The organism is Kitasatospora sp. GAS1066B (genome assembly GCF_041262605.1).
Taxonomy (GTDB): Bacteria; Actinomycetota; Actinomycetes; order Streptomycetales; family Streptomycetaceae; genus Kitasatospora.
The window spans coordinates 274931-291264 of the sequence record NZ_JBGCCO010000005.1 but is presented as its reverse complement, the minus strand read 5'-3'; the positions used below and the strand labels follow the sequence as shown (position 1 = coordinate 291264).

At 72.4% G+C, this 16334-nt stretch carries 17 protein-coding genes; 10 read left to right on the top strand and 7 right to left on the bottom strand.

The genetic code is table 11. The features are described from left to right. Positions 1-318: 318 nt before the first annotated feature. The 3 genes from ABH937_RS07770 (at position 319) to ABH937_RS07760 (ending at position 2691) form a co-directional block, all read left to right on the top strand. Complete coding sequence (locus ABH937_RS07770) at positions 319-795, top strand: hypothetical protein (RefSeq protein WP_280688118.1); 477 nt, start codon at positions 319-321, stop codon at positions 793-795. A gap of 59 nt (positions 796-854) precedes the next feature. Continuing rightward, positions 855-1304: a hypothetical protein gene (locus tag ABH937_RS07765; RefSeq protein ID WP_280688119.1), complete on the top strand. Its 450-nt coding sequence runs from the start codon at positions 855-857 to the stop codon at positions 1302-1304. 100 nt (positions 1305-1404) lie between these two features. Further along, positions 1405-2691: a hypothetical protein gene (locus ABH937_RS07760; RefSeq protein ID WP_370217667.1), complete on the top strand. Its 1287-nt coding sequence runs from the start codon at positions 1405-1407 to the stop codon at positions 2689-2691. A 3-nt stretch (positions 2692-2694) separates the two neighbouring features. Here ABH937_RS07760 and ABH937_RS07755 read toward each other — a convergent pair whose 3' ends face one another. The 5 genes from ABH937_RS07755 to ABH937_RS07735 all read right to left on the bottom strand — a co-directional run bounded on the left by ABH937_RS07755 (position 2695) and on the right by ABH937_RS07735 (position 7963). Next, the gene (locus ABH937_RS07755; protein ID WP_280688123.1) at positions 2695-3177 is read right to left on the bottom strand and encodes a hypothetical protein; all 483 of its coding nucleotides are present in this window, start codon (positions 3175-3177) and stop codon (positions 2695-2697) included. Positions 3178-3238: 61 nt separating this feature from the next. Then, entirely contained in the window at positions 3239-5083 is a 1845-nt protein-coding gene (gene ilvD / locus ABH937_RS07750; protein WP_280688125.1) for a dihydroxy-acid dehydratase, read from the bottom strand. Between the two features lie 82 nt (positions 5084-5165). Next, entirely contained in the window at positions 5166-5933 is a 768-nt protein-coding gene (locus tag ABH937_RS07745; protein ID WP_370217665.1) for a class I SAM-dependent methyltransferase, read from the bottom strand. Positions 5934-5963: 30 nt separating this feature from the next. Then, a complete protein-coding gene (locus ABH937_RS07740; RefSeq protein WP_280688684.1) occupies positions 5964-6767 on the bottom strand; it encodes a sugar phosphate isomerase/epimerase in 804 nt (267 codons plus the stop codon). A 233-nt stretch (positions 6768-7000) separates the two neighbouring features. Beyond that, positions 7001-7963 (bottom strand): Ppx/GppA phosphatase family protein, encoded by a 963-nt coding sequence (locus ABH937_RS07735; RefSeq protein ID WP_280688129.1) that lies wholly within the window; start codon positions 7961-7963, stop codon positions 7001-7003. A 131-nt stretch (positions 7964-8094) separates the two neighbouring features. Between ABH937_RS07735 and ABH937_RS07730 the strand changes: the two genes are divergently transcribed. Together ABH937_RS07730 and ABH937_RS07725 are read left to right on the top strand one after the other, a co-directional pair. Next, entirely contained in the window at positions 8095-8850 is a 756-nt protein-coding gene (locus ABH937_RS07730; protein WP_280688130.1) for an alpha/beta hydrolase, read from the top strand. Between the two features lie 14 nt (positions 8851-8864). Beyond that, positions 8865-9743 (top strand): hypothetical protein, encoded by an 879-nt coding sequence (locus ABH937_RS07725; protein WP_370145776.1) that lies wholly within the window; start codon positions 8865-8867, stop codon positions 9741-9743. Here the strand turns inward: ABH937_RS07725 and ABH937_RS07720 are convergent, their stop codons facing one another. Continuing rightward, positions 9744-10892, bottom strand: coding sequence for an NADH-quinone oxidoreductase subunit D (locus tag ABH937_RS07720; protein WP_280688685.1), 1149 nt, complete (start codon positions 10890-10892; stop codon positions 9744-9746). A 5-nt stretch (positions 10893-10897) separates the two neighbouring features. Then, positions 10898-11905 (bottom strand): SAM-dependent methyltransferase, encoded by a 1008-nt coding sequence (locus ABH937_RS07715; RefSeq protein WP_280688133.1) that lies wholly within the window; start codon positions 11903-11905, stop codon positions 10898-10900. A gap of 94 nt (positions 11906-11999) precedes the next feature. Between ABH937_RS07715 and ABH937_RS07710 the strand changes: the two genes are divergently transcribed. The 5 genes from ABH937_RS07710 to panD all read left to right on the top strand — a co-directional run bounded on the left by ABH937_RS07710 (position 12000) and on the right by panD (position 16313). After that, entirely contained in the window at positions 12000-13202 is a 1203-nt protein-coding gene (locus ABH937_RS07710; RefSeq protein ID WP_280688135.1) for a sensor histidine kinase, read from the top strand. Positions 13203-13260: 58 nt separating this feature from the next. Beyond that, positions 13261-13950 carry a response regulator transcription factor gene (locus ABH937_RS07705; protein WP_280688137.1) on the top strand — a complete coding sequence of 230 codons (690 nt, stop codon included), beginning with the start codon at positions 13261-13263 and terminating at the stop codon, positions 13948-13950. Between the two features lie 78 nt (positions 13951-14028). Next, positions 14029-14952, top strand: a complete 924-nt coding sequence (locus ABH937_RS07700) for a Rossmann-like and DUF2520 domain-containing protein (protein WP_370217663.1) — start codon at positions 14029-14031, stop codon at positions 14950-14952. Next, complete coding sequence (panC, locus tag ABH937_RS07695) at positions 14952-15848, top strand: pantoate--beta-alanine ligase (protein ID WP_280688141.1); 897 nt, start codon at positions 14952-14954, stop codon at positions 15846-15848. The genes ABH937_RS07700 and panC overlap by 1 nt, the downstream gene beginning before the upstream one ends. A gap of 48 nt (positions 15849-15896) precedes the next feature. Next, positions 15897-16313: an aspartate 1-decarboxylase gene (panD, locus tag ABH937_RS07690; protein ID WP_370217661.1), complete on the top strand. Its 417-nt coding sequence runs from the start codon at positions 15897-15899 to the stop codon at positions 16311-16313. Positions 16314-16334: the final 21 nt, after the last annotated feature.

The window sequence follows — 16334 nt, the reverse complement described above, 5'->3', positions numbered from 1 at the left end:
TGTCGTCATGTCACCGGCGCGGTTCCGAGACGATATGTCAGGTCCACGACATGAAATTTCGGACCATTCCCCTGAAACTCATTCACGCCCGCCGGCGGCCGGCTCGGGACGACTGTGGGCCAATCCACCGACCTGGTGCGATTGGGGCGATTCGGATCTCCCCGGAATTCAGACCTGACCCTCCGTCACGCTGTCTCCCAACTATTGAGGATTCTCGTGACCTTCCGTAGCTGAAATTAAACTCCGGGGTCAGCCGCTCAAGCGGCCGAAAAGAAGCGATATCTTCGGCCTTACATCTCGCGCCACTGGGAGGATCAAATGGGGGAGTCCATGCGCGCCGCTTTCTTCGATCTGGGAGGCAGACACAGCTCACTGCGACACAGCCGGGCGGTACGCGCGGCGGCGGCCAGACACCGCTCGGTCGGCGACCTGGTGGTCCTGGTGCTCTCCCGCGACCAGCCCAAGAGGCCGACCCCGGCTGCGTTGAGCCTGGAGACGCTGGGCGTCGACGCGGACCTGGTCCTGCTGCCCGAACCGGTCGACCCGCCCACCGTGCCCGAGAGCCACCCGCCGGTGACCGTGATCGAGGCGATCACCCTGCTCGGCCTCGACCCCGCCTGCTGCTTCGGCTACGTCGACCACTGCGGCGGCCTGCGCACCCTGGCCGTGGTCGGCAATCCCCGCGTGGTCGGCCTGGACCCGGATCTGGCCGCGCACGCCGACTCCCACGGCTGGCCGATCCTGAGCGAATCCCAGACACCGGTCGGCCAGGCCGGACCCCCAGGCGCCCAGTAGGGGAAAACTCAGGGCCGTGGCTACTGGCCCCCGGGCCCCGCGAGGAGCACCGTGGAGGCATGGAACACGGAGATCTGTCGCGACGCGAGAACCGTCAACTGGCCGTCGCCTCTGCCACCCTCGGTCCGTGGCGTGCTGCCACGGCCGTGGGCGCGGTGGTCGGCGGGGCAGCGCTGGCCGTGGACGTGGTGACCGGCCACTGGACCACGAGCATCCTGGCCGGCCCGGTCGGCCTGGCCCTGTTCTTCTTCTTCCTGGTCGGCGGCCTCGGCGGGCGGCTGCGCAAGGACACCGGCGACCGCCGGCTGCGACGCTGGGCCGACGCCAACCCCTGGCAGTCCGCGCTGCCGCTCAGCGGCGCCCTCCTGGTGCTGAACACGCTGGCGCTGACGCTGCTCGGCAGCTGGGGCATCTTCGGCGCGTTCTTCACCTCGCTGCTCCCGGCCGGCCTGCTGCTGGTGGTGCTCGGCGTGGTCGGCTCGGTCAAGGGCGCCCGTCGGTCCCGCTGACCGGGCAACTGAGGAGATATCAGCACAGTTCGCGCACCTGGGCATCTCAGTGGGGCCGCCCGGTGCGCGAACTGTCGTTCACCCTCTGCATACTGACCGCGTGTCGATCACCGAAGACCCACCACAGCCACCCGGCGAGGAGCCGGACCCGTTCGCCGACCTCGTGCTCGACGAGGAGTTCGTCAAGGGTGCCACCGTCAAGGAGCAGTCCGGCCGGGCCCGGATGCTCTCCGCCAAGTGGCTACGCGAGCCTCCCCAGCCGGAGCAGGCCTGGCGCCCGCCGACCGAGACCCGCCGCCGCTGGTACCAGCGCCGGGCCGCGCCCGTGGACCCCTGGGGCAACAAGCGCCGCACCAAGCGGAACTGGCAGGCCCCGGTCTTCGTGCTGCTCGCGATAGCCGTGGTGGCCGCCGGGCTGAACGTCAATGGGCTGCACAGCTGGTACGTGAACAACTTCAGCGGTGGGTCCTCTGGCTCCGGGTCGGCGGCGGCCGGGGCACCCCCCGTGCCCGTGGTCACCCAGGCGCCGGAGACCGCCCAGCCGACCGCGGCGCCCTCCACGGCGGACCCGCAGACCCCGACCGTGGCGCAGCCGTGGCTGGGCTCGCCCGCCGACGCCTGGCCCGCCGGCCCCGACGCCGTCGTACTGCCGCCGGCCCAGGCCACCGGGGTGTTCTCGCAGGACCAGGTGGCGGGGCAGCTGAAGCTCGTGAAGGACTTCCTGGTCGGGTCGAACCTCGACCCGACCGTGCTGTCGGGCGGGACCCCGCAGCAGGTGCTGGACCTGCTGGGTGGCAAGTCGCTGGCCGCGTTCAAGGACTCGCTCGCCCACCCCGGCCCGACGAACGACCCGACCAGCTGGATCAGCCGGTTCAACCCGAAGACCGCGATCCCGGCCGGCAACGTGGTCAAGCTCCAGGGCCGGATCACCTTCGCGGCGGACACCGCCAAGGACGACCCCGACGGGGTGCTGGTGCACACCGACTACACCTTCGTCTACGCCCTGGTGCCGGGTCCGCAGCAGTTCGATCCGAACAGCGTGCCCAGCGCGTCGCCGACCGGCGGCGGCAACGCGCAGTCCGTGGCCCTGCTGTCGCTGGACCCCAACGCCGTGGTCACCCGCGAGATCGTCCGCCGGACTCAGGACTTCGTCTTCTACGACCCGGCCAAGTTCAACGTGTCGCCGCACAAGCTGTACTTCGGGCAGGGCAACAGCTTCCTGGGCAACAACTACTGCGCGATTGGCGACGGCTGGCTGGAGCCGCTGTTCCCGCAGACGGGGAACATCGACGGGGCGGCGCCGAGCTCCGGCCCGACGATGGACCCCTACGACCGCAGCCAGGCGCTGCCCGACGACCAGAAGTGCCGCACTGACAGCCGTTCCTGACCGCTACCGCTTCTTCCGCTTCCCCGGCCGCCCGCCACCCGAGGCCTTCCGCTTCTCGTGCCGGGCGGTCTCGCGTTCCCACTGCGCCCGCCGGACGCCCTCGCCCGGGGCCTCCGTGAGGCTGCGGAAGAAGTACGCGGCCGCCGAGCCGACGCAGCCGATGAGCCAGACCGCGCCGAGCGACTTGTCCTCGGCCATCCAGCCGTCCAGCGAATCGCGGCCCTCGGCGAGGACCTTCCAGGTGCGCAGCGCGGCCAGCACCGAGCAGACCGCGATGGCGGCCAGCAGCAGCCAGTTGACCAGGCCGCCGGCCTTGGACATCCGCACCCCGCCGACCGCGAACTGCAGCACCAGCCCGCCCGCCACCACCGTGGCGAAGGCGCCGAGCGAGACCGCCACCCGGCGCAGCCAGTAGTCGGTGCCGTGCTCCACCCAGCTGGTGCCGAAGAAGCGGATGGGCTCGGGGGCGGTGCGGTCGTCGATCACGCCTCAAGTATCCCCGAGCCCCTCCCGGCCCGTCGGTCCGTGCCCGGCCGGCCCGAGCCCGTCAGCCCAGCTTGCTGACGTCCCGCACCGCGCCCTTGTCGGCCGAGGTGGCCATCGCCGCGTACGCCTTGAGCGCCGCGCTGACCGGACGGTCGCGGTGGGCCGGCTGGTAGCCGCCGGACTCCTCCAGCCGCAGCCGGCGCTCGTGCAGCTCCTCGAAGGAGACCTCCAGCTGGACCGAGCGGCCCGGGATGTCGATCGAGATGACGTCGCCGTCCTGGACCAGCGCGATGGTGCCGCCGGAGGCCGCCTCCGGGGAGGCGTGCCCGATCGACAGCCCGGAGGTGCCGCCGGAGAACCGCCCGTCGGTGATCAGCGCGCACGCCTTGCCCAGGCCCCGGCCCTTGAGGAACGAGGTGGGGTAGAGCATCTCCTGCATGCCGGGGCCGCCCTTGGGGCCCTCGTAGCGGATCACCACCACGTCGCCCTCCTTGACCCGCTTGGTCAGGATCGCGTCCACCGCGTCCTCCTGGGACTCCAGCACCACGGCCGGTCCTGAGAAGGTCCAGATCGATTCGTCGACGCCGGCCGTCTTCACGATGCAGCCGTCCTCGGCCAGGTTGCCGTAGAGCACGGCCAGGCCGCCCTCCAGCGAGTAGGCGTGCTCGACGCTGCGGATGCAGCCGCCGGCCGCGTCGGTGTCCAGCGTCTCCCAACGCTCGGACTGGGAGAAGGCGGTGGCCGAGCGGACGCAGCCGGGGGCCGCGTGGAACAGCTCGACGGCGGTCGGCGAGGGCGAGCCGCCGCGGACGTCCCAGGTCTTCAGCCACTCGGCGAGCGAGTCGCTGTGCACGGTGTGCACGTCCTCGTTCAGCAGCCCGCCCCGGTACAGCTCGCCGAGGATCGCCGGGATGCCGCCGGCCCGGTGCACGTCCTCCATGTAGTACGAGCCGTTCGGCGCGACCTTGGACAGGCAGGGCACCCGGCGGGAGATCTGGTCGATCGCCCGCATGTCGAAGTCCAGCTCGGCCTCCTGGGCGGCGGCGAGCAGGTGCAGGATCGTGTTGGTCGAGCCGCCCATCGCGATGTCCAGCGCCATCGCGTTCTCGAAGGCCGCGCGGGTGGCGATGGACCGCGGCAGCACCGAGTAGTCGTCGCCGTCGTAGTGCCGCTTGGTGATCTCGACGATGGTGCGCCCGGCGTCCTCGTACAGCGCCTTGCGGGCGGTGTGGGTGGCCAGCGTCGAGCCGTTGCCGGGCAGCGCGAGACCGATCGCCTCGGCCAGGCAGTTCATCGAGTTCGCGGTGAACATGCCCGAACAGGAGCCGCAGGTCGGGCAGGCGTTCTCCTCGATGATCGCGATGTCCGCGTCCGAGACGTTCTCGTTGACGGCGTCGGAGATCGCGTTCACCAGGTCGAGCTTGCGCACGGTGCCGTCCACCAGCACCGCCTGGCCGGCCTCCATCGGGCCGCCGGAGACGAAGACGGTGGGGATGTTGAGGCGCAGCGCGGCCATCAGCATGCCGGGGGTGATCTTGTCGCAGTTGGAGATGCAGATCAGCGCGTCCGCGCAGTGGGCGCTGACCATGTACTCCACGCTGTCGGCGATCAGGTCGCGCGAGGGCAGCGAGTAGAGCATCCCGTGGTGGCCCATCGCGATCCCGTCGTCCACCGCGATGGTGTTGAACTCGCGCGGGATGCCGCCGGCCGCGGCGATGGCCTCGGAGACGATCCGGCCCACCGGCTGCAGGTGGGTGTGGCCCGGCACGAACTCGGTGAAGGAGTTGGCCACCGCGATGATCGGCTTGCCGAAGTCCTCCCGGGCTACACCGGCCGCCCGGAGGAGGGCGCGGGCGCCTGCCATGTTGCGACCGTGGGTGACCGTACGGGACTTCAGCTCGGGCACGGGATCTCTCCATTCCCAGGGGTAGGTAACAGCCGAGCCTACGCCCCGGTCCCGCCCGCCGGACGCACCGTCCGCATCGCGGTCAGGCCCGCTTGAACGCCAGTGTCAGCTCGGTGCGGTACTCCTCGACGACCTCGCCGTCCGGGAAGGCGGCCAGCAGCGCGGCCCGCTCGGCGGCCAGCACCGGCTCCTTCACCGCCGCGTCCAGCACCGCGAAGTAGGACTTGGAGCGCAGGTCGGTGATCACGTCCTCGACGCTGATCCGGCGCTCCCAGCGCAGTTCGCGGGTGGTGACCGGCTCGAAGGGGTAGGCGTCCAGCGTCCCGGTGAGAGCGTTCATCTCGCCGTAGTAGTGGAAGTTCGGCAGCGCGGCGGTCAGCCGGGCCAGTTGCTCGCCCAGCCACGGCACCGAGCGGTCCTTGAGGTTCCAGACCAGCGCCAGCGCGCCGCCCGGGCGCAGCACCCGCAGTGCCTCGGGCAGCGAGCGCTCGGGGTCGGTCCAGTGGAAGGCCTGGAAGTAGGTGATCAGGTCCGCGCTGGCGTCGTGGCACGGCAGCTCGTTGCCGTCGCCCTTGACCAGCGGCAGTTCGGGACTGACCCGGTGCAGCTGGGCCGCCATCCCGGGGGTCGGCTCGACCGCGATCACCCGGGCGCCGCGCGCGTGCAGCAGCCGGGTGGCGATCCCGGTGCCGGCGCCGACGTCCAGCACATCCGCACCGCTGACCGGGCGACCGGTCAACTCCTCGATGGCGTCGAACAGTTCGCCGGGGTAGGAAGGGCGGGCCCGGTCGTACTCGGCGGCCACCGAGCCGAAGCTCGACGCGTGCGCGTGGTGCTGATCGACGGTCATGACCGGTCCCTCCAGGGGTCGTTCGTACCGTCAGAGTACGCGCGAGCCGGTGGCCAGATGCAGCCGGGTGAAGGCCAGCGCCTCGGCCAGGTCCGCCTCGCGCTCGGCGGGTGAGCCGGAGCGCCGGGTGTTGACCTCCAGCACCACGTGGCCGTCGAAGCCGGTGCGGGCCAGCCGCTCCAGCAACTCGGCACAGGGCTGCTTGCCGCGCCCGGGGATCAGGTGCTCGTCCTTGCCGGAGCCGGTGCCGTCGGCCAGGTGCACGTGGGCCAGCCGGTCCCCCATCCGGTCGACCATGGCGAAGGCGTCGATCCGCGAGGTGGCCACGTGCGAGAGGTCCACGGTGAAGTGCCGGTAGGCCTCGTCGGTGACGTCCCAGCCGGGGGCGTAGGCGAGCACCTCGCGGTCCTTGTAGCGCCAGGGGTACATGTTCTCCACCGCGAACCGCACCGCCGTCTCGCCCGCCATCCGCTCGATGCCGCGGACGAAGTCGCGCGCGTAGCCGCGCTGCCAGCGGAACGGCGGGTGCACCACCACGGTGTCCGCGCCCAGCGCCTCGGCGGCCGCCCTGGCCCGCTTGAGCTTGGTCCACGGATCGGTGGTCCAGACCCGCTGGGTGATCAGCAGGCAGGGCGCGTGCACCGCCAGGATCGGCATCCGGTGCTGCTCGGACAGCGCCCGCAGCCCGTCCAGGTCCTGGCTGATCGGGTCGTTCCAGACCATCACCTCGACACCGTCGTAGCCGAGCTTGGCCGCCAGCTCGAAGGCGACCGCGGTGTTGTCGGGGTAGACCGATGCGCTGGACAGCGCGATCTTGGTGTCCGGGATGTGCAGCGCGGGGTGCGCCGGCAGCACCAGCCGGTCGGTGGTGCGCAGCAGCGGGTCGCGGCGCGGTGGAGTCGCCTTGCGGCGCGCGGCCCTGGGCAGCCGGGGCTGCGGCGCGGCGGCGGCCTTGGCGGTGCGCCGCCGTGGGCGGGCCTCGGCCCGCTCGGCCTCGGTCCGCTCCTGGGGCTGCTCGTCCGCCACCAAAGACTCGTCCTCCACGGGAGACAGGTACGGGAGACAGGTTATGCGGACTGCGCCACGAGCGGCGTCCCGCCGGGCTGGCCCATGCTGTCCAGTCGCCGCAGGATGATGCCCTCACGCAGCGCCCACGGGCAGATGTCCAGCTCCTCGAGGCCGAACAGGTCCATCGCCGCGTCCGCCACCAGCGCCCCGGCCAGCAGCTGACGGGACCGGCCCTCGGAGACCCCGGGGATCTTGGCCCGCTCGGCCGCCGTCATCGCGGCGAGCCTGGGCAGCCAGGCCGCCAGGCCGGCGCGGCTCAGCTTGCGCGGCACCCGTGGCCCGGCCTCGGCGGGCGCGGCGCCGGTCATCCGGGCCAGCTGCTTGAAGGTCTTGGAGGTGGCCACCGCGTGGTCCGGCGGCCCGAGTCTGGCCACCTCGGCGATCACCCCGGCGATCGCCGCCCGGATGTGCCGGCGCAGCTCGCGCACCGCGTCCGGGTCGGCCACGTCGCCCGGCAGCCAGCCGGCGGTCAGCCGGCCCGCGCCCAGCGGCAGCGAGACGGCGGTGTCCGGCTGCTCGTCGATACCGCAGGCGATCTCCAGCGAGCCGCCGCCGATGTCCAGGTCGAGCAGCCGCCCGGAGGACCAGCCGAACCAGCGGCGCACCGCGAGGAAGGTCAGCCGCGCCTCGTCCTGCCCGGAGAGCACGGTGAGCTCCACCCCGGTCTGCTCCTCGACCTGGCGCAGCACCGCCTCGCCGTTGGCCGCCTCGCGCACCGCCGAGGTGGCGAACGGCAGCAGGTCGACCACGCCCTTGTCCTCGGCGACCCGGAGCGAGGAGGCGATGTGGTCGATCAGCCGCTGGACGCCGTCCGCGCTGATCGCCCCCCGCTCGTCGAGCAGTTCCGCGAGCCGCAGCTCCGCCTTGTGCGAGTACGCGGGCAGCGGGGCGGCACCGGGGTGGGCGTCCACCACGAGGAAGTGGACGGTGTTGGAACCTACGTCGAGCACACCGAGTCGCATAATCCACCACGCTACGCCACGGCACCTGCGGAAATCCCGCCTGTTCGATTGCCGAGCAGCGCCGGTTCAGGCCAGCCTGGTCAGCTGACGTCCCCTCCGACATCCCATCGACTACTTGGGAGCCACGCCTCATGACGATCAGTCACCGCCGCCTGGGTGCCGGCGAGCACAAGGTCATCGTCCTGCACGACTGGTTCGGCACCTCGGCGGGCTGGGGCCCGTTCCTCGACTACCTGGACAAATCGACTTTCGGCTACGCCTTCCTGGACTACCGCGGCTACGGCGACCGGGTCGAGGTGCCCGGCGAGTACACCCTGGCCGAGATCGCAGCCGACGCGCTGGCGCTGGCCGACGATTTGGGCTGGGAGCGGTTCTCGCTGGTCGGCCACTCGATGGGCGGCAAGGCGGCGCAGCGGGTGCTGCTCCAGGCGCCGCACCGGGTGCGCAAGCTGGCCGGCATCGCGCCGGTGCCGGCGGCGGCCTACCCGTTGGACGAGCAGGGCCGGGCCCTGTTCGAGGCCGCCGCGCAGAACTTCACCGCCCGCCGGATGATCCTGGACCTGGTCACCGGGCACCGCGCCAACCCGATCTGGCTGGACCGGATGGTGGCCCGCTCCACCGCCACCAGCCGCACCGACGCCTTCGACGCCTACCTGACGGAGTGGACCGGCCAGGACTTCGCCGCGAAGCTCACCGGGCTCGAACTGCCGGTCGGCGTCTTCATCGGCGAGCACGACCTGGCGCTCACCGCGGAGACCTTCCGCACCGGCTGGCAGCCGCTCTATCCGAACGCCGAGCTGCGGGTGCTGCCGGCCACCGGGCACTACCCGATGTACGAGACCCCGGTCGCCTTCGCCACCGCGCTGGAGGCGTTCCTCCGGGCCTGACCGGACCGGCGGCGATGGCGGCTACCCTTGGCCGGGTGGCCGCCATCGACATCCCCGCCCCCACCAGCAAGAAGCCTCTCCCCGAGGTCGGGCTGGACTTCCCCCGCGCCTGGGTCGAGTTCGCCGACCCCGCCGACCCCGAGCAGGTCTTCCGCTGCGACCTCACCTGGCTGACCTCCCGCTGGGGCTGCATCTTCGGCCAGGGCTGCCACGGCATCCGCCCCGGGCGCGGTGAGTCCGACGGCTGCTGCACGCTGGGTGCGCACTACTCGGACGAGGACGACGAGCAGCGGGTGGTCGAGCACGCCAAGCGGCTCACCCCCGAGACCTGGCAGTACTTCGAGCAGGGCACCGACAAGAAGGGCCGGCTCAAGCTCGACGGCGGCATCACCATGCTGGACGAGGACGGCGACCGGCAGACCCGCCGGGTGGACGGCGCCTGCATCTTCCTCAACCGCCCTGGCTTCGCCGGCGGCCAGGGCTGCGCGCTGCACACGCTGGCCCTCGAGGAGGGCAAGGAGCCGCTGGAGACGAAGCCGGACGTCTGCTGGCAGCTGCCGATCCGCCGCACCTACGACTGGATCGACCGCCCGGACGACACCCGCTACCTTCAGGTGTCGATCGGCGAGTACGACCGGCGCGGCTGGGGCCCGGGCGGCCACGACCTGCACTGGTGGTGCACCAGCAGCTCGGAGGCGCACCAGGCCCCCGACCCGGTCTACGTCGGCTACCGCGCCGAGCTGACCGAGCTGATGGGCGCCGAGGCCTACGCCGTGCTGGTCGAGCTGTGCGAGCAGCGGATCAAGGCCAAGGGCGACCGGAAGCTGGCGCCCCACCCGGCGGACGCCGGAAATCGAAAGGGGTCGGCCGACCCGAAGCGGCCGAAGAAGTAACTACTTGTCGATGTCGCCGACCACGAAGAACATCGACCCGAGGATCGCGACCATGTCGGCCACCAGGGTGCCGGGCAGCAGCTCGGTCAGCGCCTGGATGTTGTTGAAGGACGCCGAGCGGAGCTTGAGCCGCCACGGCGTCTTGTCGCCGCGCGAGACCAGGTAGTAGCCGTTGACGCCGAGCGGGTTCTCGGTCCAGGCGTAGGTCTCGCCCTCGGGGGCCTTGAGCACCTTGGGCAGCCGCAGGTTGACCGGGCCGGCCGGCAGCCCGGCCAGCCGGTCCAGGCAGGCGTCGGCCAGGTCCAGCGAGTTGGCGGTCTGCTCCAGCAGGCACTCGAACCGGGCCAGGCAGTCGCCCTCCTCGCGCAGCGCGACGGTGAGCACGTCCTGCAGCTCGCCGTAGGCCAGGTAGGGCTCGTCGCGGCGCAGGTCGAAGTCGACGCCGCTGGCCCGGGCGATCGGCCCGGTGATGCCGTAGGCGTGCACGTGCTCGGGGGCGAGCACCCCGACGCCCGCCGTCCTGGCCCGGAAGATCTCGTTGCCGAGCACCAGGTTCTGGTACACCGGCAGCTGGGCGCGGACGGCGGCGACCGCCGCCCTGACCCGGCCGAGCCAGCCGGCCGGCAGGTCCTCCTTGAGGCCGCCGACCCGGTTGAACATGTAGTGCATCCGCCCGCCGCTGGCCTCCTCCAGCACCTGCTGGAGCTCCTCGCGGCTGTGGAAGGCGTAGAAGACGGGGGTGATGCCGCCCAGCTCCAGCGGGTAGGAGCCGATGAACATCAGGTGGTTGAGCACCCGGTTGAGCTCGGCGAGCAGGGTGCGGGTCCACACCGCGCGCTCCGGCACCTCCATGCCGAGCATCCGCTCGACGGCGAGCACCACGCCCAGCTCGTTGGCGAAGGCGGAGAGCCAGTCGTGCCGGTTGGCCAGCATGATGATCTGCCGGTAGTCGCGGGCCTCGAAGAGCTTCTCGGCGCCGCGGTGCATGTAGCCGATGATCGGCTCGGCGGAGACGATCCGCTCGCCGTCCAGCACCAGCTTGAGGCGGAGCACGCCGTGGGTGGCCGGGTGCTGCGGACCGATGTTCAGCACCATGTCGGTCGCGGTGTTCTCTGCACCTGCGCCGATGCCGACCGTGGTCTCCCTCAAGCTGCTCATGCCTCCAGAGTCTGCCATCCCGGCAGGCCCTGGAAGCTCCGCGGTACCGGCATCCGGACAGCCTGGAGCAGCCAGCCGAAGCCGCCGAGCCCGGCGCTCGCGGTCAGCTCGGCCGCCTCCCCGGCGGCGGCCAGCGCCCGCAGGTAGCCGGCCGGGTCCTCGGTGGCGAGCGCGAGCGGCGGCCGGGTGCCGTCCACCCCGAGGGCGCGCAGCGCGGCCCGCTGGGTTGTCCACAGGCTGTGGATGCCCGGGACCGCCACCGAGTCCAGCGCCACATGCGCCGTCAGATCGCAGCTGCCGTCCGGCACCGGCGGCACCTCGCGCCCGTCCCGGAAACCGGTCAGCGTCCCGAAGGTCGGCCGGTCCGACGTCCGGTGCGCGTAGTCCACCGCCACCGCGAGCCCCCGCTCCAGCGCGCCGACCGCCGCCGCCCACGCCTCGTCCCGCGGCCCGCCCAGCTCGACTCTCTCCCCCTCGGCCTGTTCTCCCGCCGGCCACCACTCTTGTGCCCAGGCCGCGTCCGCCCCCGTCAACGGCGCCCCCAGCCGCTCCTCACCCGTCGTGCTGACCTCGACGTAGCGCAGCACCCCCGCCTCGTCCCGCTCGGCGATCTCCAGCGGCACGTTGTCCAGCCACTCGTTGGCGAAGAGCAGCCCGACCGCCCCCTCGGGCACCCGCTCGGTCCACCGCACCTGGGCGGGCAGGCCGTCGGGGCGCGCGGCCAGCTCGACCCCGTAGGCGCGCAGCCGCCCGGGGAGCAGGTCGCAGAGCGCGCCGACCAGCTCGCCGCGCCCGGCCCCGACGTCGATCAGGGCGATCTCCGGCGGGTGGCCGAGCGCCTCGTCCACCTCGAGCAGCAGCCGGCCCACCGCCGACCCGTACTGGGCGGAGGCGTGCACCGAGGTCCTGAAGTGCCCCGCCGGGCCCTCCGGCCTGCGGTAGAAACCGCCCTGTGCCCCGTACAGGGCCCGTTCCATGGCGGGGCGCCAGCGCATCCAGGTCATGCTCGCGACCGTACCGGGCTCCGACCTGCGGACGATGCGGGGATCGCCCTCGCGGTGGAGGGGAGCGCCGCTGCGGTCTGCCTACGCTTGTCACGTGCATCGACTCAACGCCTGGCTTCGCGGACACCCCATGGTGGTCGATGGCGCCTGGGCGTCCGTCGTGCTCTTCCTGGCAGTGGTCTCCAACGTCAACAACGAGGGCTGGCACCAGACCGGCTACTACGTCATCTCGGTGCTGATCTTCGCGTTGATGCTGGTGCGCCGCCGCTGGCCGAACCTGGCCGTGACCGCCGGACTGCTGCTGGGCCTGGCCCAGGCGGCCGCCCAGATCGCCCCGGACGCCTCCTCGATCGGCTACCTGGTCTTCGTCTACACCGGCGCCGCCTTCGGTGCCCCGTGGATCTCCCGGTTCGCGCTGGCCGGCGGCCTGCTCGCCGGGCCGCTCACGGTCGGGATGCTGCACAAGACCTCGGACAACGGCCCGCCCGGGCACGGCTTCCTGCAGCAGTCCTTCGTGGCCGCGCTGCTCTCCACCCCGTTCATCCTCTGCTGGGCCTGGGGCCGGCTCACCCGGGTCCGCCGCGCCTACCTGACCGAGCTGGAGGACCGCGCCGAGCGGCTGGAGCGCGAGCGCGACGCCCAGGCCAAGGTGGCGGTGGCCGCCGAGCGGGCCCGGATCGCCCGCGAGCTGCACGACGTGGTCGCGCACAACGTCTCGGTGATGATCGTCCAGGCCGACGGCGCGGCCTACGTGATGGACAACTCGCCGCAGCAGGCCAAGGAGGCGCTGTCCACCATCGCCTCCACCGGACGGCAGGCACTGGTCGAGATGCGCCGCCTGCTGGGCGTGCTGCGCACCGCCGACGCGACCGAGGAGTACGTGCCGCAGCCGGGCGTCGAGGAGCTCCCCGACCTGCTCGACCAGGTCCGCACCGCCGGGCTGCCGGTCGCGTACTCCACCTCCGGGGAGGTCCGCGAGCTGCCCCGCGGGGTCGAGCTGACGGTCTACCGGATCGTCCAGGAGGCGCTGACCAACGTGCGCAAGCACGGCGGCCCGAACGTCAGCGCCCGGGTCGCGGTGGACTTCGGCGACCGCGACCTGAACGTATTGATCGAGGACGACGGACGTGGCAGCACCGACGAGCAGCTCACCCGTGGTGGTCTGGACGGGCAGGGGCACGGCCTGATCGGCATGCGCGAGCGGATCGGCATGGTCAGCGGCAGCCTGGACGCCGGGCCGCGCCCCGGCGGCGGGTTCCGGATCCGCGCCGTCCTCCCGCTCAAGACCGCCCGCTAGCCGCTCGCTAGCCGCCCGCTAGCCGCTCGACCGTTGCTCGACCGAAGGAGAGCCCGAAGTGACCATCCGCGTGATGCTCGTCGACGACCAGGAACTGCTGCGCACCGGCTTCCGGATGGTCCTCCAGTCCCAGCCCGACATCGAGATCGTCGCCGAGGCCGGCGACGGCGCCCAAGCGCTGGAGGTGCTGGCCCGGACCGCGGTGGACGTGATCCTGATGGACGTCCGGATGCCCCGGCTCGACGGCGTCCAGGCCACCCGGCGGATCTGCCTGGACGCCGAGGGCGCACCGCTGCCGGACGTGCCCAAGGTGCTCATCCTGACCACCTTCGACCTGGACGAGTACGCCTTCGCGGCGCTCAAGGCCGGCGCCAGCGGCTTCCTGCTCAAGGACGTGCCGCCCACCGAGCTGGTCACCGCGATCCGCGCGGTGCACGCGGGCGACGCGGTGGTCGCCCCGACCACCACCCGCCGGATGATCGACCAGTTCGCCGAGGTCCTCCCGCTCCCCCAGGCGCAGAGCGGCCCGCCCACCCTGAAGGCGCTGACCGAGCGCGAGCGCGAGGTCTTCCTGCTGGTCGCCCAGGGCCTGTCGAACGGCGAGATCGCCGCCGCGCTGACCCTCTCCGAGGCCACCGTGAAGACCCACGTCGGGCGGATCCTGGCCAAGCTGAGCCTGCGCGACCGGGTCCAGGCCGTGGTGCTCGCCTACGAGGCCGGGCTGCTGCGGGCGGGCGGGCACGTCTGAGTCCTGTCCGGGGCGCAGCGGGCGGGCCGTAGGATGGGACGGACCGTCTGGTACCCGTAGAGGACTGGAACGCAGACCGTGAACACCTCCGACCTGTTCGACCTCCCCGACCCGGACGACCCGGCGGGCCGTCCCGCGCGCCTGGCCGTGGGCGTGGTCGGCACCGGGCGGGTCGGCACCGCGCTCGGCGCGGCCCTGCAGCTGGCCGGCCACCAGGTGGTGGCCGCCTCCGGTGTCTCCGCCCTCTCCCGCCGCCGCGCCGAGGCGCTGCTGCCCGGGGTGCGCCTGGTGACGCCCCCTCAGGTGCTGGCCGCCGCCGACCTGGTCCTGCTGACCGTCCCCGACGACGCGCTGGCCGACCTGGTCGCGGGCCTGGCCACCACCGGCGCGATCCGCCCGGGCCAGCTGCTGGTGCACGCCTCGGGCGCGCACGGCGTCGGCATCCTGACCCCGGCCACCCGGGCCGGGGCGCTGCCACTGGCGCTGCACCCGGCGATGACCTTCACCGGCACCTCGGTCGACGTGGCCCGGCTGGCCGGCTGCCCCTTCGGGGTGACCGCCCCCGAGGAGTTGCGCCCGGTGGCCGAGGCCCTGGTGGTGGAGATGGGCGGCGAGCCCGAGTGGGTGCCCGAGCAGGTCCGCGCGCTCTACCACACCGCCCTCGCGCACGGCGCGAACCACCTGGTCACCCTGGTCGCGCAGGCCATCGAGCTGCTGCGGGTGGCCGGCGTGGCCGAGCCGGGCCGGCTGCTCGCCCCGCTGCTCGGCGCCGCGCTGGACAACAGCCTGCGGGCCGGCGACGCCGCGCTGACCGGCCCGGTCGCCCGCGGCGACGCGGGCACCGTGCGCCGCCACCTGGCGCAGCTGACTACCGTGTCTCCGGACATCCCGGCGGCCTACCGGGCGATGGCGAAGGCCACCGCGCAGCGGGCGCTGGCGCACGGGACGCTGACGGACGAAGCGGCGGCCTCGCTGCTGGACGTACTCAACGAGGAGAAGTGATGGCCCGCCCCAAGCCCGCCGCCAAGGCGCCCAAGGTGCGCACGGCGCAGCTCACCCACACCGTCACCGACTTCGAGGCGGCCTTCTGGCCCGACGAGAGCCCGGTGGACAACGCGGTCGTGATGACCATGGGCGCCCTGCACGAGGGCCACGCCGCGCTGATCCGGGCGGCCCGCAAGGAGGTCGGCCCGGACGGCCGGGTGGCCGTGACGGTCTTCGTCAACCCGCTGCAGTTCGCCCCGAGCGAGGACCTGGACCGCTACCCGCGCACGCTGGCCGCCGACGTGCGGCTGGCCGAGGAGCACGGCGCCGACGTGGTCTTCGCCCCGCTGCCCGAGGAGGTCTACCCGAACGGCACCCCGCAGGTGCGGCTCGCCGCGGGCCCGATGGGCGAGCGGTTCGAGGGCGTCACCCGGCCCGGTCACTTCGACGGCATGCTGACCGTGGTGGCCAAGCTGCTGCACATCACCGACCCGGACTTCGCCTTCTTCGGCGAGAAGGACGCCCAGCAGCTGGCCCTGATCCAGCGGATGGTGGCCGACCTGGACTTCGACGTCGAGGTGATCGGCGTGCCGACCGTCCGGGAGGCGGACGGCCTGGCGCTCTCCTCGCGCAACCGCTTCCTCTCCGAGACCGAGCGCGAGCAGGCGCTGGCGCTCTCCCGCGCCCTGCTCGCCGGGCGGGACGCCGGCGCACGCGGCCCCAAGGCCGTGCGCGAGGCGGCCGCCCAGGTGCTCGACGACGCCCCGGGCGTCGACCTCGACTACCTCGCCCTGATCGACCCGCACGACTTTGTCGAGGCGCCGGACGACTTCCAGGGCGAGGCGGTACTGGCCGTGGCGGCGAAGGTGGGGAGTACCCGCCTGATCGACAATGTTCGCCTTCAGGTCAGGTAGTCCAGTTATCCCTTCGGCATGCACTCACCTACGGAGGCGTGACCCGTAATGCTTCGCACCATGTTCAAGTCCAAGATCCACCGCGCCACCGTCACCCAGGCCGACCTGCACTACGTCGGTTCGGTGACGGTGGACCAGGATCTGCTGGACGCCGCCGACATCCTGCCCGGCGAGTTGGTCCACATCGTCGACATCAACAACGGGGCCCGGCTGGAGACCTACACCATCGCCGGCCCGCGCGGCACCGGGGTGATCGGCATCAACGGCGCCGCCGCCCGGCTGGTCCACCCCGGCGACCTGGTGATCCTGATCGCCTACGGGCAGATGGACACCGCCGAGGCGAAGGCCTACCAGCCCACGGTGGTCTTCGTGGACGCCGAGAACAAGATCACCGGCACCGGGGCGGACGCCGCCGAGGCCCTGCCCGGGACGGACACCCTGCGCGGCGACGCCGTCCACGTGTAACACCTGCCGACTGGAGCTCCA